Here is a 20,912-nt window from a genome sequence, read left to right on the forward strand (position 1 = left end):
GGCGCCCCCGGCGGCTATACTGAGAGGCAATGGCAAAGTCGGCGCCGCGCGTCATCGCCCTCCTGATCCTGCTATGCACTGGCGCGGCACTTGCGCAAATTGCGATCCCAACCCTTGGCAGCCGCGGCGACCCGGCTCGAAGCGAGGAGCTCTCGGCCCTCATCGACGCTTTCACGGCCGAGCTGCGAGCTCGTGTTGCGGCCTCGGGCCTGGAGGTCAGCAACGCCGAACTGATAACCCCGGGGATCGCCGGCAGCCTGGACCCCGAGTACGCGAAGCTCATCGCCGACATCGACGACAAGCGCTACGCGGTGTCAGGCGAGATCGCGGTGGCCGAGGACGAGAGGGCGCAAAGCCCTTTCGTCGTCAACATGATCGTGGTCGACGCCGAACAGAACCGGGCGACCGACCTGATCAGCCGACCGCTGTCCGAGGAGAGCCTGCGGATGACGGCTGCCGGCCTGGCGCGGGTGATCGTACGCTTCACCGAGCAGGAACTCGCCTTGCCGCCGGGCGACGCCGGACTGTTCGTCTCCAGCCAGCCCGGCGAGGCTGACGTCTACCTAGATGGGCTTCTCGTAGGCCGTACCTCGGAACTCGATGTGATCATGCTCGCCCCCGGTCGCTATCAGCTGGAGATCCGCAAGGAGGGGTTCCTGCCGGAGGTAAGGACCGTGGAGCTCCGCTCCGGGACGACCACGTTCTCGACAGTGCCGCTCACGGCGATCGTCGGCGGGTCGATACAGGTGGTGAGCACTCCGCCGGCCGAGGTCTTCCTCGACGGCGAGTCGCAGGGCTACACCCCTCTCTTCATCCCGGCCCCACCCGGCGTCCAGTCGGTGCGGCTCGAGCGCGACGGCTTCGAGCCGGTGATCGCGACGGTCCCGGTTCGGAACTACCGGGTGAGCCGCCTCGACCTGCAGCTGGAGCCGGAACGGGAACCGCTCCTCTACTGGTCGCTCGAGCCGGAGTACCTGGTGCTCATCGACGGGATCATCCAGCCGAACGGTCACGCCCCTTCGGTCGTCCCCGGGCTCATCGAGGTCGAGGTTCGGCGGGGCCGCGAGCGGTACGTGCATCAGGTCGTGCTGCCGGCGAACGGCGCGTTTGAGCTGAACCTGCAGACGGGCGAACTGACGAGGTTGGGCAGCCGCTAGGTTCGCCCGCCGGCGCTGGGAGTCCCGGCGGAGAGGAGCGGGCGGCTCACGGCTCGAACGGGATGCGGTAGGCGAGCCGTCCCCCGGCCCGCCAGCCCGACCGCGGCTCCAGCCCCGCCATCGCCCCTACCTCCAGGTCACCGACCCCGACATCTCGTTCGTAACCGAGTTGCAGGCGGTAGGGCCAGGCGTCTATCCGGTACGGTTCGGCGGCGGCGAGCAGGTCGAGTTCTCCAGCGCCGAACCGTTCCCCGCCATGCAGAACGGCGCCTGGGGCGAGCCCGTCTGGCCCCAGGCCAAGCCACGCGGCAAGCTCCCAGGATGGAGCGCGACGGCGGTTGATGGTATAGGCAGCGCCCAGCGCCAGCGTCGTGCGATCGAACCCCGGCTGTGTGAACGAACTCAGGAGCAAGGAGAGGTCGTTGCTTCCGTGCAGGCGCACCAGGCGCGCCTCGCCGGTCAGGCTCAAACCTAGTTCCCCCGACCGCAGGTAGACACCGGGCGCCACGTCTACGATGAGCGCCCTCGAGACCCGGTAACTCACGCCGGCCTCGAGGCCCATCACCGCCGGTCCTTGCCCCAGCAGCGGCAGTTCAGAGAAGTCGCCTTCGGCCAGCGGAGCGAGTGGCGGCCCGCCGTCGTAAACGCTCGCGCGCAGGCGCACCGCGGCCGGACCGAGCACCCCACGGGCGGTGAACGCGACCGCGAAGCGACCGGCGCTGTTGGCGTCGGCCGCGAGCGAGGCTATGAGATTGCCGATGGTGGCCAGGCTTCCCGCCTGCCGCATCCTTACGCCGAGCCCTAGTTCATCACCGTAGGCCAAGCGCAGGCCTGCGGAGTTGTCGCCTACGGGGACGTCGGCGAAGACGACCTCGACCCGGCGATTGCCCGCCTCGGGTGCCGGATAGGCCACGGCGAACTCGGCGGTCTGAGCCAGGCTCAGGGGGAGGAGTGACAGCAGCAGTGAGGTGAGAACGAGCCTCGACATGGCAATAGTGTGCCCCATCTCCCGACTGACTGGCGAGCGGCGCCCGAGGGTCCGGGAGGCCGGGGGCGGGTGGTAGACTGCTCCAGTTGTCTTCATCTACCGCGGAGTTTTCATGAACATTCTTGGACGCCTCACCGTACTGCCCGACCTCCCCAGGCAGATCGACCGACTGTCGGAACTCGCCCGTAACCTGAGCTGGACCTGGAACGCGGGATTGCAGAGCCTCTTCGCCAGCCTCGACCCCCAGTTGTGGGAAGCGACCGGTCACAACCCCGTCCTGCTGCTGCAGTGGATCGACCAGGAACGTCTCGAAGCGGCGGCGGCCGACGGGGAGTTCCTCGCCCGGTACCGCGAGGCCGTGGAATCGCTGGGCGGTGAAGGCCACCGGAACTGGTACTCAGGCGAGCACGGCACAGGGGACCTCTACGCCTACTTCTGCGCCGAGTACGGCTGGCACGAGTCGGTGCAGCTCTACTCGGGCGGCCTCGGGGTGCTGGCCGGAGACCACACCAAGGCGGCATCCGAACTGGGCGTTCCGCTGGTGGGCGTGGGCCTCTGGTACACCGAGGGCTACTTCCACCAGCGGGTTGCCGAGGGCGGCGAACAGCAGGCGGTCTTCGAGGAACAGGATCCGGCTCAGCTGCCGCTTCGCCGGGCGTTGGACGCCAACGGCGAGGAGGCACGGGTAAGCGTCACGATCTTCGAGCGAGAGGTCGAGGTGCGCGCCTGGCTGGCGCAGGTCGGCGCGGTGAACGTCTACCTGCTCGACGTCGACCTCCCCCAGAACGACCCCGAAGACCGCGCGCTCCTGAAGCGGCTGTACGGCGGCGATCAGAACACGCGGATCGCCCAGGAGATGCTGCTGGGCATCGGCGGCGTTCGGATGTTGCGGGCCCTCGGCATCGCGCCTACCGCCTGGCACATGAACGAGGGGCACAGCGCCTTCATGGTGCTCGAGCGTTGTCGCGAGCTGGTGTCGCAGGGGCTGACCTTCGAGCAGGCTCGAGAGGCTGTCGCCGCCAACACCCTCTTCACGGTTCATACCCCCGTGGCCGCCGGCAACGACGCCTTCCCGTTCGATCTCGTCGAGCGCAGCTTCGGCGGTTTCTGGAAGAGCCTAGGCCTCTCTGCCCCCGCCTTCATGGATCTGGCGAAGGCCGATCACGGTTGGGGCGAGGTGTTCAGCATGCCGGCCCTGGCGCTTCGCTTCACCTCCGGTCGCAACGGCGTGGCCGAATTGCACGGCGAGACCAGTCGGCTCATCTGGAACGACCTGTGGCCCGGGGTGCCGATAGAGGAGACGCCCATAGGATCGGTCACCAACGGAGTTCACGCGGCAACCTGGATGGCGCCCGAGATAGCCGGCCTGGCGACCGAGCTGTTGGGCGACGGTTGGCGCGATCGAATCGACGACGAGGAGCAGTGGCGAGCCTTCGGGGAGCTGGACACCGCCCGACTGTGGCAGGTCCGCAAGGGGCTCAAGCTCGAGAGCGTCCGCTTCCTGCGACAGCGGCTGCAGAGGCAACTCGATCGCCAGCAGGCGACTATGAGCGCCCATCACGACGCCGACGAGCTGTTCGACCCCGAAGCCCTCACCATCGGTTTCGCGCGGCGGTTCGCGACCTACAAGCGCGCCACCCTGATATTCCACGACCTCGACCGCCTCGCCAGGCTACTGGCAGACCCCCAGCGTCCGGTTCAACTGGTGTTCGCCGGCAAGGCCCACCCAGCGGACAAGCCTGGCCAGGAACTGATCGCCAACATCCACCGGTTGTCGCACGACGACCGCTTCCGCGGGCGCATCCTCTTCGTCGAGGATTACGACATGGCGGTGGGCCGGGCACTCACCCGCGGCGTGGACGTCTGGCTCAACAATCCGCGGCGGCCGCTCGAGGCGTCCGGCACCAGTGGGCAGAAGGCCGCCATGAACGGGGTCCTCAACCTGTCGATCCTCGATGGCTGGTGGCCGGAGGGGTACAACGGGGACAACGGCTGGGCCTTCGGATCGGAGCGCGAGTACGAGGATGCGAGCAAGGCGGATGCCGCCGACGCCGACGCCCTCTACGACCTGCTGGAGCGGGAGGTCGTGCCGCTCTACTACCGTCGCGACGCCAACGGGGTGCCGCGCAGCTGGATGGAGCGTTCGCGGGCCGCCATCGCCAGCATCACCCCGCGCTTCAACGCTCAGCGGATGGTCAAGGACTACGTCCGCCTCTACTACGCGCCGGCCTCCGAGCGCGGTCGAACGATGAGCCAGGACGGTCATGCCGGCGCCAAGGAGCTAGCTGCGTGGCGTGCCGCGGTCGCCAAGCAGTGGCCCAGCATCTATCTGAGTGCCAAGCCACAGGACGACGCCTGGCTCAAATCGGGCGAGGAGATGAACCTCGAAGTGATGCTCCACCCCGGTGAGCTCGAAGGTGTCGAGATCCGGGTCGAGGCCGTCTACAGCCAGGAGGACGACGCGCTGCGGGAGGGGTTGCAGCGAGTGCCAATGCACTGTGCCGAGAGCTATCCCGACGGGGGGCGGCTCTACCGGGCGACGTTCCGTCCGACCCTCACCGGTCCGCTGGTCTACGGGGTGCGCGCCTACCCGGTCCACGAACTGCTGGCCAACCCGTTCGACGCCCGGGCTATCCGCTGGGCCTGAGTATTGGGTTCAGGCCGATCCGGGCATGGCTTACCCGCCGCCTGCGCGGTTCCTCGCTCAGGCCGGGTCCCACCTGTCCCTTGCGCCTTCCTCGCTTCGATCGGGTCCCGCTCGCCGGTTGCGCGGTTCCTCCCTCAGCCGGGTCCCACCTGTCCCTTGCGCGTTCCTCGTTCCGGCCGGCCCCACCTACCGCCTGCACGGTTCGTACGAACGCGCGTGCATAAGTGGCGGGACCCGGATCGATCGGTGCTCGGCGTGCCGGGCTAGAACCGGCCAGGATTAGGCAAAGGTGGCAAGAGGGCGCCAGCCGTCCAGGCAAGTGCCTATGCGGACGACGCTGGACCGGCCGACTGGTTCGACTGACTGAGGTCCAGCCGTCGGTGACCGGGCATATGTTCGGAGCACCTGGGGATACGACCCAGGTTATGCACGCGCGTTCGTACACTTCCCGGTAGGGCCCCCTCCCGTCTCCCGAGGAAGCTACGCGTCGAAGTCGCCCGGAGGTCCCGCTCCAACGTCTACGAGACAGCGAGGTCGGTAACCACCATCAATCGTTCGAGCGCGGTTATCGCCCTCGCCGGGCAGATGTCGCGGTCCCCCTCCGCGGCCAGCAACTGCATGAGCGCAGGCCGCTTCTCCTCGCCGGTAACCAGGAAGAGTACGAGCCGGCTGCTGCTGAGCGCGGGGACGGTGAGGCTCAGGCGCTGCTGGCCATCTGGCGCGCGAGTAGCCACGGTGAGTCCCGGGGAGTCGAGCACCTGCGCCTCGGGGAAGAGGCTGGCGGTGTGGCAGTCCCTGCCCAAACCGAGGAGATCGATGTCGAACATCGGTACTTCGCTCGTACGCTCCCGTAAGGTCAGCTCGTACGCTCGAGCCGAGGCGCCCGCGCTCTCCAGGATCGGCCAGCGGTGCACCTGCCCCGGAGGGATGGGAACCTTGCTGATCAGCACGTCCTCCAACGCGCCGGCGTTGCTGTCCGGGTGATCGTGAGGGACGAATCTCTCGTCGCCCCAGAAGAGCTCCACCTGCCCCCAGGGGAGCCCGCGCCGCTGTGCGAGCAGCCGGTAGAGGGCAAGTGGGGTGCGTCCGCCGGAGAGGGCGACGAAGCAGCGACCGCGTTCGTCGACGGCTCGCTGCACTGCCTCGGCCACTATCTCCTCGGCGTGAGCGGCAGGGTCGGGCGAGGTGACGGTTCGGATGGCGCGAACGGCCATGGTCCCGAGTATAAGGCGGGCCTCTCCAGCGGGCCGGAGGGGCTGCTGGATAAGATGGACCATGAGCATGCGCGACGACGCCTATGAACTGATGACCGAGTGGACGGCCTCGGATAGCCTCCGCAAGCACATGTTGGCCGTGGAGGCGGCGGTAACTGCCTACGCCCGGCGTTTCGGCGAGGACGAGGATCTGTGGGCAGCGACGGCGCTGCTGCACGACTTCGACTACGAACGCCACCCGGAACCGAACGAGCAGGGGCACCCCTACGTTGGCGTCGCCCACTTGCGCTCGCTGGGCTATCCGGAGGTGATGACCGACGCGATCATGGGCCATGCCGACTACAGTGGCGTGCCCCGCGAAACCCTCCTCGCCAAGACGCTCTACGCCTGCGACGAGATAACCGGGCTCATAAGCGCGGCGGTCCTCGTGCGCCCCGACCGGGACATCGCCAATCAGACTCTGAAGAGCCTCAAGAAGAAGTTCAAGGACAAGGCGTTCGCCCGCGGCGTGAAGCGCGAGGATGTCGAACGTGGTGCCCAGGAGTTGGGCGTTGAGCTATGGGATCACGTGCAGTTCGTGCTGGAGGCCATGCAGGCGCGGGCGGCCGAGCTGGAGCTCGATGGCCGCCAGGCGGCGGTGAGCGACTCGTAGTCGGGAGACCTCAGCCGGCGTACGTTCCAGTGCCAGTCGCCGCTGGCGTCACGGCGGAAGAGCGGCCACACGACCCAGGCCGCTCGCCCTTCTAGCGTCCGACGCGGAACCGGTCCGAACACTCGTGAATCGAACGAGCCGTACGGTCCGCGGTTGTCACCGAGCACGAAGACGCTGCCCTCGGGGACGACGACCTGCGACATCGTGAAAGAGCCGTGCCAGCTCCCGTTCAGATACGGCTCCTCGACCGCCACACCGTTCAGGATCAGCTGGCCGTTCCTCAGCGCGACGGTATCGCCACCGACCGCGACTACCCGCTTTATCAGATGGGTGCAGAACCAGGGACACACCGCTCCCGGTTCCTGCTCTGGACTGGGGAAGTAGACGATGTCGCCCCGTTCGAACGCTCCGATTCCCAGGCGGTGCAGCCAGGTCTCGTAACGGGGCACCACCGCCCGCTCCCCGTCGAACAAAGTCGGCTCCATCGACTCGCCCGATATCGCTACTCCGCTTACGATGAAAGTGACGATCAATGCCGCGACCAGGAGTGACTCGAGGACGTTGCGAACCACCGTCCGCGCTCGTCCCGCGGTCCCTCTGGCCTCCACCTCGCTCAGTGTTCGGGTGGCGGAGGGATCTCGGCGAAGGCCTCGGGTGGCTGCAGCAAACGCCAGTTCCACTCCCCATCGCGTCGGGGCGGCCAAATCACCGCCGTCGCCTGGCCCGCTATCGTGATCGCCTCGATCGGGCCGAAGTAGCGCGAGTCCTCGCTTCCGCCCTTCGACTGCTGACGGTTGTCACCCATCACGAAGTAGTAGCCCTCGGGGATGATCAACTCGTGCACGAACGGCTCGCCCTCTGGAGCGTCCTCGGGGATGGGTGCGAGGGCATCGATGGTGCCGCCGTAGTAGAGCTGTACCCAAGGGTTGTCGACGCTCACCGGGTCGGGTTGGAAGCGGCCGCTGGGCAGCTGAGGCACGGGTGTGCCCCTCACGGTGCGGCGGAACTCGACGACGAATCCGGTGATCTCACCGCCCTGCTGGGTGATGACCGGGAAATCTATCGGATCGGGGTCGATCTCGCCCGTGGCCGTGATGTAGCTCTGGTCGATGGGATGGTGGTTGACATAGACCTGGCCGTCCTCGATCCAGAGGTGATCTCCCGGTCCGGCTATGACCCGCTTGATGAAGAAGGGACGGCGGGTACGCTCCTGCGCGGTGGGAGAGTTGGCCGGCTCACGCACGACGACGATATCTCCGCGACTGTACTCCCCCAGGATGCCGGCGCGGCGCAGCCACGTGTCGTACTTGGGGATGAAGACCCGGTCTCCGGTGAGGAGCGACTGAAGGAGGTTGCCGCTGCCTACACCGCCGTTCAGGTTCGGCCGCATCGAGGACCCGACCACGCCCACGGTGTTGAAGACGAAGGTGACGACGAGAAAGGCGATGACCAGCGCTTCCGCGTAACCCCGCACCTCCGCCCAGAAGCGCTCGGAGAAGCTCTTCTTCCCGCCGGAGCGCGCTTTTGCCTCGGAATTTGCCATGACCTAGAGTCTACTCTCTCGACTGTGACCTGCGGTTCAGAGCTGTAGCCGTTCCCGGCCGGAAGTCGCCAGGTCCGCATTCCCGCTCGTCTCGATCAGGCCCGCGGCCGTGAAGGCTCGCCTTGCCGCTTCCTCGCCCAGGGCGACGATCCGATCGTACTCGCGGAAAGACTCGACCCGTATCTCAGGCATGTCGAGCTTCACGAGCAGGTCGGCCGGGTGCATCGTGTACTGGATGTCCGTGAGGATGCTCTGCATGATGTCGGAGGAGCGAAGGAGCATCTGAAGCATCGGCGAACGCCGCTCGAGCCTCACGTTGGCGACCATCCGCTCCCACCAGTTACCGTCGTTCTGCCCCTCGTCGTAGCTCGACCGGCGGGGCGGAGTGGCGTCGCTGGCGATCGTGGCTGTCGCTCCAAGGAAGGCGGCCGCGTCGACCGGCAGGTTGTTGATGATGCCGCCGTCGGCGAGGGTGCGGCCGCCGATCTGTACCGGTTCGAAGGCTCCGGGGAAGCAGCTCGAAGCCCGCACCGCCGCTATCAGGTCCCCCTTCATGAGGGTCACCTCTTCGCCGGTCTCCACATCGGTAGTGGTCACGGCCAACGGTCTGGCGAGCTCCTCGAAGCGATCCGGCAGGTAGGCAGAGAGCCAGTTCGCCAGTTTCTCCCCCTTCATCAGGCCGCCTTGCAGGGAGAGGTCGACGATGTCGCGCCACTTGAGACTAGAAGCCAGCAGGTGGAGGTCGTCGGCCTTGTAGCCGTGGGCATAGAGCGCCCCCAGGATCGCGCCCATCGAGGTGCCTGCGACGACGTCCACCTCGATGCCGGCCTCCTCGAGTACGCGAAGCACGCCGATGTGCGCGAAGCCGCGCGCTCCGCCGCCCGATAGCACCAGACCGACGCGCTTCTCGCGCTGGCGTTGCCTCATGGAGTCGACTCTAGCACCCGCCTTTCACCACCCCGGTACCGGCACGACAGGAGTCTGCGCGTCAGGCACGGGAAGGAGCGGGGGAGGGTGGTGACCCTGCCTCCCGCTCCGCTTGCTCATGCAGACCCTAGTTCTGTTCCTGCTCCTGTTCCTGGTCCTGTTCCTGGTCCTGACCCGGCTCCTCGCTCGGAACGACCCGAAGCTCGACCGGCACGGTGATCTCCTCGCCGTTACGCAGGATGGTGAGTTCGGCAACGTCGCCGGCGTTCATGGAGAAGATCATCGACTGCAGTTGACCCAGGCTGGTGATCTCTTCGCCGTTCACCGCAACGATCACATCGGTCGGGACCGGGATCGTCTGGCCGTTCACCTGCACCTGGAACTCCGGCTCGCGTATGCCTGCCTCCTCGGCGGCCGAACCGGGTGCGACGGAGAGAACCGCTACGCCCTGTTCGGGCAGGTCCAGGCGTTCTCTGACCGCTTCCGGGTACTCCCGCATGCTCTCGATACCGATGCCCAGTCGCGGCCGGGTGCTCAAGTCTTCGATGCCGCCGGCCTGCAGCTGATCGAGGTTAGCCCGGAGGATGTTGCTAGGCACGGCGAAACCTATGCCCAGGAAGCCACGCTGGCCGGTGGCGGTGATAGCCGGATAGATGGCGGTGTTGATGCCGATGAGCTCGCCGTTCGAGTTGAGCAGTGGGCCCCCCGAGTTCCCCGGGTTGATGGCGGCGTCGGTCTGGATGAGCGGGATGATCGCGTCGGTGAGGGGCAGATTGCGCCCCAGGGCCGAGACGATGCCGGTAGTGACGGTCGACTCGAAGCCGAAGGGGTTGCCGATAGCGATCGTCTTCTGCCCGACACGGATCTCGTCGGAATCGGCGATCGGGATGGGCGTCACTTCGGCCGGCATGCGGTCGGGATCTTCGAGCTCGAGCAGAGCCAGATCGTAGAGGGCGTTGCCGCCCACGACCCGGGCGTCGAGCTCGATGTTCGTCTGGCTGGGGAAGACCACGGTGATGCTCGCCCCGTCGAGCAGCTCGGTGGAGCCGTCGTCGAGGGCCGAGGCCACCACGTGGAAGTTGGTGACTATCTGGCCGTCCTCGTTGATCACGAAGCCGCTGCCGCTGCCGCGCATGGGCGGTTGCTGCTGCTGGGGAAGCTGGCGGAAGAACGGCGGGATCTGTTCGTCGGGGATGCCTTCGAACGGGTCGACCCGCTGTCCGCTCACCTCGACATTGATCGACACGACGCTGTCGCCGTACCTCTCGACGATCTGGATGGTGTTCTGTTCCGACTGAAGCAGCGCCTCGGTCTCGGTGGAGCGGGTGTCCTGCTGCTGCGCCTGATCCTGCTGGGCGTGGGCGACAGGTGTGACGCGGTCGGTGACGAACGCAGCCGTCAGTACCAGTACCAGCGTCGCCAGCCATGCGAACAGTGGAAATCGTGAGGTCATCGTGTATCTCCTTTCGAGTGGGTTGGCGGAGAGGCGGGAACCGCCTGCGCAGCAACTCTCATCATGGTAAGGAGCCTGGACGATGAGAAATGTAGTTGGGAAAATTTAGGCCGCTTAAGACGCGGGATCCATGCTCGGCGTTCAGTCTGCCCCCGCGCGCCCCCGCGTTGATCGGCCCCCGCGCGCCCCCGCCGGCTGGCGTTCGGTCGGCCCCCGCGCGCCTCCGCCGGCTGAGGTTCAGTCGGCCCCCGTGGACCTCCGCCTGCTGAGGTTCAGTCGGCCTCTGCCGGCCGCCGCGCCGCTTCCGCTCTTCGTTCCTCCTGAGCAGCGACGTAGTCGAGGCCCACGACGAGGAGGGCGCCAACGAGCGCGAGGAGGATCGCCCAGCCTGCGCCGCCGTCGGCCGACCAGAACCCATCCTTGGGGAGCAGGTTCACGAGTCGGCCGTCGACCTCGGCCTGCCACGGCCACACCTTGCGGAGCGAACCCAGCATCACTCCGCACAGGAGCGCCAGGGTGGCGTCGTGGTACTTGCGGAAGAGCCAGCCGAGGAGCTGGGTGAAGGAGAGCACGCCGAATACGGCTCCCGCCCCCACGGCCAGCAGCGCACCTATGTCGCCTCGAGTCACGGCGCCAAGTACGTAGCTGTACTTGCCGAGCAGCACCAGCACGAAAGCGCCCGAGATTCCCGGCAGCAGCAGCGCGCTTATCGCCACTGCGCCGCTCAGGAAGAGGAACCATGCGGCGTCGGGGGTCTCCGCGGGGCTGAGCCCAACCAGCAGGAAGGCTGCGACCGCCCCAGCGGCGAAGAGGAGCCAGCTCCAGAGCGTCACGCTCCTGATCCGCTGCGCCACCAGGATCACCGAGGCGAACACGAGGCCGAAGAAGAAGGCGAACACGAACTCGGGATGCGTCTCGAGCAGATGCGAGAGCAGCCGCGCCAGGGTGACCACCGAGGTGGCTATCCCCGCCACCAGCGCCACCAGGAAGGCGGCGTCGATGATAGCGAAGGCTCTTCCGAACTTCCCGGAGAACAACGCCCGCAGGAACGGCGGCCTGGCGATCGAGCGCAACGCCTCTATGAGACGCTCGTAGATGCCGAGGATCAACGCCATCGTTCCGCCGGAGACTCCCGGGATGATGTCTGCGGCCCCCATCGCCACGCCGCGGAGGTAGATGGGGATCAGGCCCGCTATGCCAGCGCCGGTGCGGCTGCTTTCGACCGAAGTATCCCTTCGCACCGGACAAAACTACCATGCGACAGAGCGATGGCCAGGTGCGGCTTCCGCAACTCGTGAGGTAGTCTGGCGACGTGAGCGAAGCCGACATAAAACGCGCGCTGACGCAGGCGTTGAGCGAGCAGGGGGTGAGCGCAGAGAACATCGAAACGCTCGCTTCGCAACTCCTCTGGAGGGTCGGACGGGTCTCGGACGACAGCCCGGTGACGGTGCGGGTGGGGTTCGCCAGTGGCGCCGCCCTGTTCGCCGACCTGCCCCGCCTCCGCAGCGCCACGGATGCCGAGATCGAGGCCGCGGTGGAGGAGGGCACTCTACGGGTCGAATGGGTTGGTCAACTGAACGCTCGTTAGCTCGAGGTTAGACAGCAGCATCTGGCGCAGCTGATCGGCTCGAGTACGCAAGCATCCATGCCAACAGAGGCCGGCCAACAGCCCTACTTCCCCACGCAGAAGTTGGCGAAGATGTGCTCGAGCGCCTCCTCGGCGATCCCCTCGCGGCCCGTGATGGTGGCGAGCGCCCGCAACGCCTCCTCCAGGTCCAGAGCGGCCAGGTCGTCGGGAGCATCCAGCGCCCGCTCCACGTGTTCGCGCGCCAGTCGCAGCGCCTGGGCGTGCCGTTCGCTGGTTATCCACAGCTCGCTCGACCCGGCGTCGCCCGTGAGGTGTTCGCGGATCGCTTCCTTGAGGGCGGCCTGCCCCTCTCCGGTGATCGTCGAGACCCGGAGGGGCTTCGTCCCCGGCGGGTCGCTCCAGGCGGCGGCGAGGTCGGACTTCGAGGCCACGAGCAGGGTTCGTTGCGGGTCGAGCGAGCGGGCGAGCTCGAGCTCCTCTTCGCCCAGCGGCGCGCTTGAGTCGAGCAGGCAGAGGACCAGGTCGGCCTGAGCCGCGAGATCGCGGGCGCGCGACACGCCCGAGGCTTCGATCGCGTCGCCCGTGTCGCGGATGCCGGCGGTGTCTATCGCCGTCACCGGAATCCCGGCCAGCGTCAGTGGCGCCTCGAGATAGTCGCGAGTGGTGCCAGGCGTGTCGCTGACTAGTGAGCGTTCGTATCCCAGAAGGGCGTTGAGCAGGCTCGACTTGCCGGCGTTCGGTCGCCCAACCAGAGCGATCCTGGCGCCCCGTACGGCCATGTCGCCGGCACGCGCGGTTGCCAGGAGCTCGTCGACCTGGGCGAGCGCGCTTTCCAGCGGTTCCCGGCGCTCGCTCTCCGGCACCCCTTCGTCCGGGTAGTCGAAGACGGCCTGCAGGTTCCCGAACACCCTGGTCAGCTGGTTCTGGATGAGGTCCAGGCGCTCGCTCAAGGCTCGCGACAGGCCCAGCGCTGCCTGCCTCCTGGCGGTTTCCGACTGGGCGTTCACCAGGCTCAGCACGCTCTCTGCCTGCACCAGATCGATGCGGCCAGAGAGGTAGGCGCGCAGTGTGAATTCGCCCGGTCCCGCCAGCCGCGCCCCGTTGCGCAGGCACACCTCCAGGACCTCCCGCAGCACCGCCGGACCGCCATGGGTCTGCAGTTCGATGAGGTCCTGGCCGGTGTACGAGTGCGGTGCGCGGAAGTTGAGCAGCAGAGCCTCGTCGATGAGCCTCTCGTCGTCGAAGATGCGCCCCAGGGTGACGCGCGCCGGCGGCAGCCTCGAGGGCGAGGGACCGGCCAGGGGGCGGAAGACCCGGTCGGCGAGCATCCAGGTGTTGGGGCCCGAGACCCTCACTATCCCCACGGCCCCTACTCCCGGGGCGGTGGCGATGGCGGCGATGGTGTCGTTGCTGGGCGGCAGGGCCATGATCAGGCCGAGAGCCGGGCCAGCGCCGACCTGGCTGCTTCGGTCACCCGCCCGATCTCCTCGCCACTGTGGGCGTAGCTGAGGAAAGCCGCCTCGAACTGGCTGGCCGGCCAGTAGACGCCCCTCTCCAGCAGTCCGTGGAAGAAGCGCTTGAACGACTCCAGGTCGCTGCTCGTTGCGCTCTCGAAGTCGGCCACCGGCTCGCTCGTGAAGAAGAGGGTGAGCATAGAGCCTACGCGGTTGACTCGGCCCTCGACTCCTGCTTCCGCGGCGGACTCGGCGAGCTCCCGTTCGAGCCGCTCACCGCGGCTCTCGAGCACCTGGTAGAGGTCGGGCGTGGCCCGTATGGTCTCGAGCGTGGCCTTCCCGGCCGCCATCGCCAGCGGGTTGCCGGAGAGGGTGCCGGCCTGATAAACCGCCCCGCTGGGGGAGACCTGCTCCATCAGCTGGGCGGGGCCGCCGTAGGCGCCCACCGGCAAACCTCCGCCGATGATCTTCCCCCAGCAGACGAGGTCGGGTTCGAGCCCGAACCGTTCGACGGCCCCTCCGGGTGCGAGCCGGAAGCCGGTCATCACCTCGTCCACAACCAGCAACGCCCCATGCTCACGGGTGAGTTCGCGCAGGCCGGCGATGAACTGCGGGGTGGGTGCGACCACGCCCATGTTGCCCGCCACCGGCTCGAGGATCACGGCCGCGATCCCGTCGGGGTGGGCCTCGAACAGTTCGCGTACCGAGTCGAGGTCGTTGTAGCGAGCGACCAGGGTGTGCCGCACGGTGGCCGCTGGGACTCCGGCAGAGGAGGGCACGCCGGTAGTGAGCGCACCCGAGCCGGCCGCCACCAGCAGCGAGTCGGCGTGACCGTGGTAGTTGCCCGCGAACTTGATGATGCCGTCGCGGCCGGTAGCTCCACGGGCGAGCCGCAGGGCGCTCATCGTCGCCTCGGTGCCCGAGTTGACGAAGCGGATCCGCTCGCAAGCGGGGTAGAGCGAGAGGACGAGTTCGGCTAGTTCGACCTCGCGCCGGGTGGGCGCGCCGAACGAGACGCCGTCCTTCAGGGCGGCTTCGAGGGCTTCCACCACCGCGGGGTGGTTGTGGCCGAGGATCATGGGCCCCCAGGAGCCAACCAGGTCTATGTACTCGTTACCGTCGGCGTCCCAGAGTCGACTCCCCAGGGCACGGTCGATGAAGGGCGGAGTACCGCCGACTGCCCCGAAGGCCCGGACCGGGGAGTTCACCCCGCCGGGAATGAGCGCTTTGGCGCGGGCGAACAACTCTCGTGAGACGCGCGATTCCATTCGCTCATGCTCGCATGCTGCAGGGGGAGCGGCAACTCGCTGGCTTACCCGGAGCGGGGTCTACTGGACGGCGCCCGACGCGAGCGGCTAGCATCGCACCCGGGCGAAGCCGCCTTGGAGCGGCCCCAGCCGTGGAGGGGGATGGACCAAGAGCAGCGCACGGAAAGGCAACCGATCCCGGACCAGAATCCTCCTACCGTGGTGGCGGAACCCCGGGCGCGGGCCGACAAGCGGGTAGCCCGAGCGTTGCTGCGCATCAGGGCACCACTCCGGGTGCGCCTCTTCAACGTGCTGCTGCTCACCCTCGGCGCGATCGCCGGGGCGCTCGGCTTCAACCTCTTCCTCGAGCCAGGCAACGTCGCGCCGGGCGGCATCCTGGGCCTGACACTGGTGGTCAACCAGTTCCTGCCGTTCCAGATCCCGAACGGCGTTCTGCTGCTCGTTCTCAACGTGCCGCTCCTCTACCTGGGCTATCGCACGCTGGGAGGAGCATCGTTCATGTTCCGGACCCTCTACGTGGTCGCGGTGATGACGATCTCCATAGACCTGAGCGCGCCGCTCCTGCCGGCCGGCGGCGTGAGCGACGATGCGCTTCTCAACGCGCTATACGGCGGCGCGGTGAGCGGGGCCGCCAACGCGCTGATCATCCGAGCCTTCGGCAACATGGGTGGCACCGCCATCCTGGGGCGCGTGATCCAGCGGCGCACCGGCATGCCGATCGGTCAGATCTACCTGATGACCGACGGCCTGATCGTCGTCCTGCTGGGTCTGGCGTTCGGCTGGGAGCGAGCCCTCTACTCGCTGATCGCCCTGTTCGTGAGCGGACTGGTCACCGACTACGGGATCGAGGGGCCGTCCATCGTGCGCACCGTGTTCATAATCACCGAGCACCCGCGCGACGTGGCAGCCGCCCTCCAGGCGGGCCTCCGCACCGGGGTGACTGCCTGGGCCGGGGAAGGCATGTATCAGGGCAGCCAGCGTACGGTCCTCTTCTGCACGGTCAACAGGGCCGAGGTGAGGGAGCTGAGGCGCATCGTGCATGAGACCGACCCGGCCGGGTTCCTGGTGGTGGGTCAGGGGCAGAGCGCCTCGGGGGGAACCATCGGCAGGAGCGACGCCCCCGGCTGAAGACGACCGGATCCACTCCCGCACCCCTGCTAGAATCGTCCGCGGGCAGCCTACGGAGGCCGATGGACACGATAAGGAGTCTGCAGAGCGTCGCCTCGCCCGCTCTCGACGCGCTCGCCCTTGCCGTCACCAACCTTGGACACGAGTTCAGCTACGTGGCGCTGCTGGTCATCGCCTACCTCGTACTCGACCCGCAGCGCGGGCGACGCCTGGGGATCTACGTGCTGATCGCCTTCTACCTCAACGGTTTGCTCAAAGGAGCTTTCGACACGGCGCGCCCCTACCTGCTCGACCCGTCGGTGCTGCGTTCGCACGCCGCCGAGCTCACCGGGCCCGGTGCCGGCTTCCCGAGCGGTCACGCCCAAGGGGCTGCCACGTTCTGGGGCATCGGCGCGCTCTACGTGCGCCGCGGCTGGTTCACGGTTCTCGCCCTGCTCCTCATCGCCCTCATATCGCTCAGCCGCCTCTACCTGGGCGTCCACCTGCCCGTCGACGTCGTGGCCGGCCTCGCACTGGGCGCCTTGCTCGTGGCGCTGGCGCCGCTGCTGGACAGGCTCCACCTGAGCACCTCGGTACCGGTTCAGATCGCGGCGGGCATCGCACTGCCGCTGCTCCTGCACCTGTTCTTGCCGACACCCGACTCGGGTCTCATCCTGGGCGGGTTGGCCGCCTTCCTCACCGCGCCGCTCATCCTGGCTTACGAGCCACCGGAAGGCTGGGGACGTCGTGTGTTCGTGGGCGTCCTGGGACTGTTGCTCGTCTTCACCGGACTGTTCGGCTCGAGCGCGATCCTGCCCGAGGCGCTCAAACGAAATCCGTTCGGCGATTTCGCGCGCTACCTGCTGCTCGCCTACGTAGGGCTCCTGATCGCGCCGGCGATCGCCCGGGCACTCTTCGGCCGCGCGCTCTTCGGCGCTGTCAGATGAGGCGCGCCAGGCTGATCCTGGAGTTCGATGGCACCGACTTCTACGGCTGGCAGCGCCAGCAGCGCACCGGCGAACGGACGGTCCAGGCCACGCTCGAGCAGGCGTTCGCTCAACTGCCCGGCGAACATGGGTCGGTGGTTGCGGCAGGCCGCACCGACGCTGGAGTGCACGCCCTGGCGATGGTGGCTCACGTCGACACCAGCAGCGAGATCCCCGACGAGAAGCTGCGGCTGGCGCTCAACGCCCATCTGCCTCGCGACGTCGCGGTACTCGCTGTACAGACTGTGCCGAACGACTTCCAGGCTCAATTCGACTGCCTCTACCGACGCTACCTCTATCGGCTAAGGGTGGTCCGCGACGAACCTCGAGGGATGGCGCTCGATCGAAACCGAGTCCTCTCGGTCTACCGCACACTCGACGTCGATGAGATGAGGGAGGCGTGCACCCACCTCGAGGGCCGGCACGATTTCGCCTCGTTCGCCACCCAGGAGACGCGAAGTACGGTCCGCACCGTCCACCTGTGTGAGCTCCGCGAGGAGTCGGCCGAGCTGCGCCTCCACGTGGCCGCCGAAGGCTTCCTGCGGAACATGGTGCGCACCCTGGTGGGAACACTGCTCTGGGTGGGCAAGGGGAAGCTCTCGGCCGCCGATCTGCCCGCGATCATCGAGGCTCGCGACCGTACCAGGGCCGGGCACAACGTGCCCCCGCACGGACTCTACTTCGTCGAGGCCGGCTACGCCGAGTGGGACCCGGAGGCTTCGGAGTCGCTGGTGCGGCGCCGGCTGGCGAACGTGGGCTACGTATAATGTGCCGATGTCGTTGCTGGTGAGGCCGCTCACGGCCGAGGATCTCGACCCGCTTCTGCCCCTGGACCGGAGCTACGCCAGCGAGTCGGGTTGCGAGGAGTTGGTCTCCTCGGCCTCCCTCTCCTTCTACGAGCGATCCGGGCACTCGTTCACGGCCCAGGAGGATGGCAAGCCCACGGGGTTCCTGCTCGCCCAGGCGATCTGGGACGGGAGGCGCCCGGCCGTGATGGTCAGGCGAGCCGTAGCGGCGGACGAACGAGCGGTGGAGGCGTTGATCGAGGCGGTCACCAAGAGCGCGTACGATGCCGGCGTCTACGACATCGTCGTCGAACAACCGCAGGGTGATCCCGCCGGGGCGCGCGCTCTCGAAGCGTGCGGCTACGCGCCCCGGCCAGCCCGGCTCTACTCACGGGTATTGGGTTCGAGGTCGCGGAGCAGTTGACTCGCACGTAGAACGGGGCGGGCTGGAGGAGACGATGGCACGGGTACTGCTGGGAGTAAGGGGCATGGACAACGAGGCGGCCGCCGAGCGGGTGCAGCGAACTCTGCGCGAGGTCCGGGGGGTCTCCTCGGTCGATGCCAACAAGGACGGCCAGGCGACGGTGGAGTACGACGACGCCGAGGTGACGGTGATGGACCTGATCCGCTCTCTGCGGCAGATCGGCTTCCTCGCCGGCATGGAGTGAGGTGGCCCGGCAGGGCGGCGTCTACGTGGGCGTCCTACTCATCGAGCTGGGCACGCCGTGGGCGAAGAGCCTGAAGGAGAAGCGGTCGCTGGTGATGCCGGTGACCGAGAAGCTCAAGGCCCGTTTCCCTGTGTCGGTAGCTCGGCTCGACGGCCTCGACGCCCACGACTGGGAACTCATCGGGATCACCTCCCTCAGTCACGATCCGGTGTGGCTGGAGGGGATGTTGCGCAAGGTACTCGATTTCGTAGGGGCGCGCGAGGTGTCGGTGGTACGCTCGCAACTCGATGTCGAACCGTGGGAGTTCGGATCCGCGCAGGAGTAGCGGCCCCGATTGCGACCGAGGCCGTGGGGAACGGGTTCTGGCGCAGAGTATGATGCACGGCGCCAGGGTTCGGGGGCGGCGGACTCGGTGCGCGGGGAGGCGAGAGGCGCCCTCGAGGAGGAACTGAAAGTGGGCCAGCGATCGAAAACGAGCAGTACCGCCACAGCCGAGCGGGACAAGGTGGTGGTCACCGATGGCGCCCTTGCCACCATCGTCGGTTTGGCCGCCCACGAGGTTCCCGGTGTGGTTGGCATGGCTCCAGCTTCGATCCGTGAGGGCATCAACAGGATGCTGGGCGCCTCCCGGGCCGACGAAGGCGTGGAGGTCCAGCGCGACGGGGAGCACGAGCGCAAGGCCACCATCGAACTGCACGTCGTCGTCGCCTACGGCGTGAACATACCGGTGGTGGCCGAGTCGGTGCGTGAGCGAGTGCGCTACGCGGCCAAGGAGTTCGCCGGCGTTCAGGTGATCGAAGTCAAGGTGCACATCGCCGGGGTGAGCCGTGGCTGACACTCTGCCCAAGGAACCCCGCACCATCCCTGCAAGGGAACTCTCTCGCGCTTTCATCTTCGCCACCGACTGGCTCGGCGTCTACGTGGACGAGATCAACGCGTTGAACGTCTACCCCGTACCCGACGGGGACACCGGCACCAACATGCACCTGACCATGCAATCGGTACGGCGGCAGATACTGGCCGAGAACCCGACGACGATGACGAGCCTCTGCCATGCGCTCGCCTACGGTTCGCTACTGGGCGCCCGCGGCAACTCCGGGGTGATCCTCTCGCAGGTACTCAAGGGCTTCTCGGAAGAGGCCCGGCGCCTGAAGGAACTCGATGCCGAGGGGCTTCGCAAGGCGCTCCACGGAGCCTCGAGGACAGCCTACTCGGCGGTGATGAAACCGGTCGAGGGGACCATCCTGACCGTCGTCAGGCGCGCCGCCGAGGGTAGCGACGAGAGTCCCGCCACTCTGCCACTCGACGTTCTGAGGGAGGCGCACGGCTCGGCTCAGGTGGCACTCGAACGGACTCCGGAGATGCTCCCGCTGCTCAAGCAGGCCGGCGTGGTCGATGCCGGCGGACTCGGCTTCGTCCGCCTGCTGGAGGGGCTGATCGCGTTCTTCGAAGGTCGCGACCTGCCACCCCCGCCCAAGGTCGAGAAGCGGGCGCAGCAGCAGTTCGAGGAGGAGGAGTTCGGCTTCTGCACCGAGTTCCTGCTCTCCGACGTCAAGGTAGCCACGCGCGAGATACAGACGCTGGTCGAGCCTTTCGGCGATTCGCTGCTGGTAGTGGGGGCAGAGGGGTTCGTCAAGGGCCACATCCACACCGAGGAGCCGGAGAAGCTCCTGGCAACGGTCTCGAAGTACGGCACGATGGTCCGCTCCAAGGTCGAGGACATGAGTGAGCAGCACTCCGAGATCCTCGCGACAGTCGATATGGACGAGGCCGAGCCGCCGCTGAGCGCGATGGTGGCGGTGAGCGACGGCTACGGCATCAGCAAGGCGTTCCGGGGCCTGGGGGCGAGGGTCGTGGGCGGTGGCCAGACCAACAATCCGAGCGTCGAGGATATCGCCGACGCCGTGCGCAGCGTAGGGGCGAAGCAGGTCGTGGTACTCCCGAACAACAAGAACATAATCATGGCCGCGCAGAGGGTCGCCGACATCGTGAAGGACAAGGAGATCGAGATACTGCCCACGCGGACGATGGGAGCGGGGCTGGCAGCGGCGGTTCTGTTCCAGGAGAACCAACCGCTGTCGGACCTCCTGCCGGCGATGCAGGAGGCGGCAGATTCGGCCCTCACCCTCGAGGTCACCAAGGCGAGCCGCACGGTCACCGTCGAGGACGTCGAGGTGAGCGAGGGCGAGTTCATCGGCCTGGCCAACGACCGCCTCGAGGTCTCTGCCTCGGATCCCGTGGAGTGCCTGATGCAGCTCCTCGAGCGTCACGCCGAGGAGTACGAGATCGCCACGCTCTTCCATAGCGCTGCCATCGAGCCCGACGAAGCGGAGGAGTTGGCCGAGAAACTAGGGGAGACCTACCCCGAACTGGAGGTGGAGGTGCGAGCGGGAGCGCCGGATCTCTACCCCTACGTCATGGCACTCGAGTAGTCGGAGCGCGGTCGGGGAGCCGGTGAGCGAGGTCGGGGCGCCG

21 protein-coding genes are annotated in these 20,912 nt (G+C 67.4%); 12 read left to right on the forward strand and 9 right to left on the reverse strand.

What is annotated here, in order from left to right:
• The first annotated feature begins 29 nt into the window (after nucleotides 1-29).
• The gene (locus VF168_10105; protein ID HEX7004524.1) at nucleotides 30-1,157 is read left to right on the forward strand and encodes a PEGA domain-containing protein; all 1,128 of its coding nucleotides are present in this window, start codon (nucleotides 30-32) and stop codon (nucleotides 1,155-1,157) included.
• A 46-nt stretch (nucleotides 1,158-1,203) separates the two neighbouring features.
• Here the strand turns inward: VF168_10105 and VF168_10110 are convergent, their stop codons facing one another.
• Complete coding sequence (locus VF168_10110; GenBank protein HEX7004525.1) at nucleotides 1,204-2,145, reverse strand: hypothetical protein; 942 nt, start codon at nucleotides 2,143-2,145, stop codon at nucleotides 1,204-1,206.
• A 112-nt stretch (nucleotides 2,146-2,257) separates the two neighbouring features.
• Between VF168_10110 and glgP the strand changes: the two genes are divergently transcribed.
• Nucleotides 2,258-4,792: an alpha-glucan family phosphorylase gene (glgP, locus tag VF168_10115; GenBank protein ID HEX7004526.1), complete on the forward strand. Its 2,535-nt coding sequence runs from the start codon at nucleotides 2,258-2,260 to the stop codon at nucleotides 4,790-4,792.
• 518 nt (nucleotides 4,793-5,310) lie between these two features.
• Here glgP and pgl read toward each other — a convergent pair.
• Nucleotides 5,311-6,006: a 6-phosphogluconolactonase gene (pgl, locus tag VF168_10120; protein HEX7004527.1), complete on the reverse strand. Its 696-nt coding sequence runs from the start codon at nucleotides 6,004-6,006 to the stop codon at nucleotides 5,311-5,313.
• Nucleotides 6,007-6,067: 61 nt separating this feature from the next.
• On the opposite strand from pgl, the gene VF168_10125 reads away from it, so the two are divergent.
• The gene (locus VF168_10125; protein HEX7004528.1) at nucleotides 6,068-6,658 is read left to right on the forward strand and encodes an HDIG domain-containing protein; all 591 of its coding nucleotides are present in this window, start codon (nucleotides 6,068-6,070) and stop codon (nucleotides 6,656-6,658) included.
• Here VF168_10125 and lepB (VF168_10130) read toward each other — a convergent pair.
• From lepB (VF168_10130) to VF168_10150, 5 genes are all read right to left on the reverse strand, one after another.
• Entirely contained in the window at nucleotides 6,571-7,266 is a 696-nt protein-coding gene (gene lepB / locus VF168_10130) for a signal peptidase I (GenBank protein HEX7004529.1), read from the reverse strand. The two genes, VF168_10125 and lepB (VF168_10130), sit on opposite strands and share 88 nt — an antisense overlap.
• Before the next feature lie 5 nt (nucleotides 7,267-7,271).
• A complete protein-coding gene (gene lepB, locus VF168_10135; GenBank protein ID HEX7004530.1) occupies nucleotides 7,272-8,201 on the reverse strand; it encodes a signal peptidase I in 930 nt (309 codons plus the stop codon).
• Between the two features lie 36 nt (nucleotides 8,202-8,237).
• Nucleotides 8,238-9,128: a patatin-like phospholipase family protein gene (locus tag VF168_10140; protein ID HEX7004531.1), complete on the reverse strand. Its 891-nt coding sequence runs from the start codon at nucleotides 9,126-9,128 to the stop codon at nucleotides 8,238-8,240.
• A 127-nt stretch (nucleotides 9,129-9,255) separates the two neighbouring features.
• Nucleotides 9,256-10,581 (reverse strand): trypsin-like peptidase domain-containing protein, encoded by a 1,326-nt coding sequence (locus VF168_10145; GenBank protein HEX7004532.1) that lies wholly within the window; start codon nucleotides 10,579-10,581, stop codon nucleotides 9,256-9,258.
• 272 nt (nucleotides 10,582-10,853) lie between these two features.
• Nucleotides 10,854-11,822: a DUF368 domain-containing protein gene (locus VF168_10150; GenBank protein HEX7004533.1), complete on the reverse strand. Its 969-nt coding sequence runs from the start codon at nucleotides 11,820-11,822 to the stop codon at nucleotides 10,854-10,856.
• A 71-nt stretch (nucleotides 11,823-11,893) separates the two neighbouring features.
• On the opposite strand from VF168_10150, the gene VF168_10155 reads away from it, so the two are divergent.
• Nucleotides 11,894-12,169 (forward strand): DUF3248 domain-containing protein, encoded by a 276-nt coding sequence (locus VF168_10155; protein ID HEX7004534.1) that lies wholly within the window; start codon nucleotides 11,894-11,896, stop codon nucleotides 12,167-12,169.
• An 83-nt stretch (nucleotides 12,170-12,252) separates the two neighbouring features.
• Here VF168_10155 and mnmE read toward each other — a convergent pair whose 3' ends face one another.
• On the reverse strand, nucleotides 12,253-13,596 hold the full coding sequence (gene mnmE, locus VF168_10160; protein ID HEX7004535.1) for a tRNA uridine-5-carboxymethylaminomethyl(34) synthesis GTPase MnmE: 1,344 nt from the start codon (nucleotides 13,594-13,596) through the stop codon (nucleotides 12,253-12,255).
• A gap of 2 nt (nucleotides 13,597-13,598) precedes the next feature.
• Nucleotides 13,599-14,891 (reverse strand): glutamate-1-semialdehyde 2,1-aminomutase, encoded by a 1,293-nt coding sequence (gene hemL / locus VF168_10165; GenBank protein ID HEX7004536.1) that lies wholly within the window; start codon nucleotides 14,889-14,891, stop codon nucleotides 13,599-13,601.
• Between the two features lie 141 nt (nucleotides 14,892-15,032).
• On the opposite strand from hemL, the gene VF168_10170 reads away from it, so the two are divergent.
• The 8 genes from VF168_10170 to VF168_10205 all read left to right on the forward strand — a co-directional run bounded on the left by VF168_10170 (nucleotide 15,033) and on the right by VF168_10205 (nucleotide 20,869).
• Complete coding sequence (locus VF168_10170) at nucleotides 15,033-16,019, forward strand: YitT family protein (protein HEX7004537.1); 987 nt, start codon at nucleotides 15,033-15,035, stop codon at nucleotides 16,017-16,019.
• Nucleotides 16,020-16,081: 62 nt separating this feature from the next.
• Nucleotides 16,082-16,945, forward strand: a complete 864-nt coding sequence (locus VF168_10175; protein ID HEX7004538.1) for a phosphatase PAP2 family protein — start codon at nucleotides 16,082-16,084, stop codon at nucleotides 16,943-16,945.
• The gene (gene truA / locus VF168_10180; protein ID HEX7004539.1) at nucleotides 16,942-17,751 is read left to right on the forward strand and encodes a tRNA pseudouridine(38-40) synthase TruA; all 810 of its coding nucleotides are present in this window, start codon (nucleotides 16,942-16,944) and stop codon (nucleotides 17,749-17,751) included. Before VF168_10175 ends, truA begins: the two co-directional genes overlap by 4 nt.
• Before the next feature lie 7 nt (nucleotides 17,752-17,758).
• On the forward strand, nucleotides 17,759-18,193 hold the full coding sequence (locus VF168_10185) for a DUF1999 family protein (protein ID HEX7004540.1): 435 nt from the start codon (nucleotides 17,759-17,761) through the stop codon (nucleotides 18,191-18,193).
• A gap of 34 nt (nucleotides 18,194-18,227) precedes the next feature.
• A complete protein-coding gene (locus tag VF168_10190; protein ID HEX7004541.1) occupies nucleotides 18,228-18,437 on the forward strand; it encodes a heavy-metal-associated domain-containing protein in 210 nt (69 codons plus the stop codon).
• A 1-nt stretch (nucleotide 18,438) separates the two neighbouring features.
• Entirely contained in the window at nucleotides 18,439-18,762 is a 324-nt protein-coding gene (locus tag VF168_10195) for a DUF503 domain-containing protein (GenBank protein HEX7004542.1), read from the forward strand.
• A gap of 87 nt (nucleotides 18,763-18,849) precedes the next feature.
• Complete coding sequence (locus VF168_10200) at nucleotides 18,850-19,272, forward strand: Asp23/Gls24 family envelope stress response protein (protein ID HEX7004543.1); 423 nt, start codon at nucleotides 18,850-18,852, stop codon at nucleotides 19,270-19,272.
• Nucleotides 19,265-20,869 (forward strand): DAK2 domain-containing protein, encoded by a 1,605-nt coding sequence (locus VF168_10205; GenBank protein HEX7004544.1) that lies wholly within the window; start codon nucleotides 19,265-19,267, stop codon nucleotides 20,867-20,869. The genes VF168_10200 and VF168_10205 overlap by 8 nt, the downstream gene beginning before the upstream one ends.
• Nucleotides 20,870-20,912 lie beyond the last annotated feature (43 nt).

This window comes from Trueperaceae bacterium, from assembly GCA_036381595.1.
In the GTDB taxonomy this organism is placed as follows: domain Bacteria; phylum Deinococcota; class Deinococci; order Deinococcales; family Trueperaceae; genus DASVCN01.

Excerpts from the sequence above, each read along its gene's own strand:
- pgl (HEX7004527.1), bottom strand. The coding sequence starts at position 6,006 with ATGGCCGTTCGCGCCATCCGAACCGTCACCTCGCCCGACCCTGCCGCT.
- VF168_10110 (HEX7004525.1), bottom strand. The coding sequence starts at position 2,145 with ATGTCGAGGCTCGTTCTCACCTCACTGCTGCTGTCACTCCTCCCCCTG.
- lepB (HEX7004530.1), bottom strand. The coding sequence starts at position 8,201 with ATGGCAAATTCCGAGGCAAAAGCGCGCTCCGGCGGGAAGAAGAGCTTC.
- glgP (HEX7004526.1), top strand. The coding sequence starts at position 2,258 with ATGAACATTCTTGGACGCCTCACCGTACTGCCCGACCTCCCCAGGCAG.
- VF168_10105 (HEX7004524.1), top strand. The coding sequence starts at position 30 with ATGGCAAAGTCGGCGCCGCGCGTCATCGCCCTCCTGATCCTGCTATGC.
- VF168_10140 (HEX7004531.1), bottom strand. The coding sequence starts at position 9,128 with ATGAGGCAACGCCAGCGCGAGAAGCGCGTCGGTCTGGTGCTATCGGGC.
- VF168_10125 (HEX7004528.1), top strand. The coding sequence starts at position 6,068 with ATGAGCATGCGCGACGACGCCTATGAACTGATGACCGAGTGGACGGCC.
- VF168_10190 (HEX7004541.1), top strand. The coding sequence starts at position 18,228 with ATGGCACGGGTACTGCTGGGAGTAAGGGGCATGGACAACGAGGCGGCC.
- mnmE (HEX7004535.1), bottom strand. The coding sequence starts at position 13,596 with ATGGCCCTGCCGCCCAGCAACGACACCATCGCCGCCATCGCCACCGCC.
- VF168_10170 (HEX7004537.1), top strand. The coding sequence starts at position 15,033 with ATGGACCAAGAGCAGCGCACGGAAAGGCAACCGATCCCGGACCAGAAT.
- VF168_10185 (HEX7004540.1), top strand. The coding sequence starts at position 17,759 with ATGTCGTTGCTGGTGAGGCCGCTCACGGCCGAGGATCTCGACCCGCTT.
- VF168_10175 (HEX7004538.1), top strand. The coding sequence starts at position 16,082 with ATGGACACGATAAGGAGTCTGCAGAGCGTCGCCTCGCCCGCTCTCGAC.
- VF168_10145 (HEX7004532.1), bottom strand. The coding sequence starts at position 10,581 with ATGACCTCACGATTTCCACTGTTCGCATGGCTGGCGACGCTGGTACTG.
- hemL (HEX7004536.1), bottom strand. The coding sequence starts at position 14,891 with ATGGAATCGCGCGTCTCACGAGAGTTGTTCGCCCGCGCCAAAGCGCTC.
- truA (HEX7004539.1), top strand. The coding sequence starts at position 16,942 with ATGAGGCGCGCCAGGCTGATCCTGGAGTTCGATGGCACCGACTTCTAC.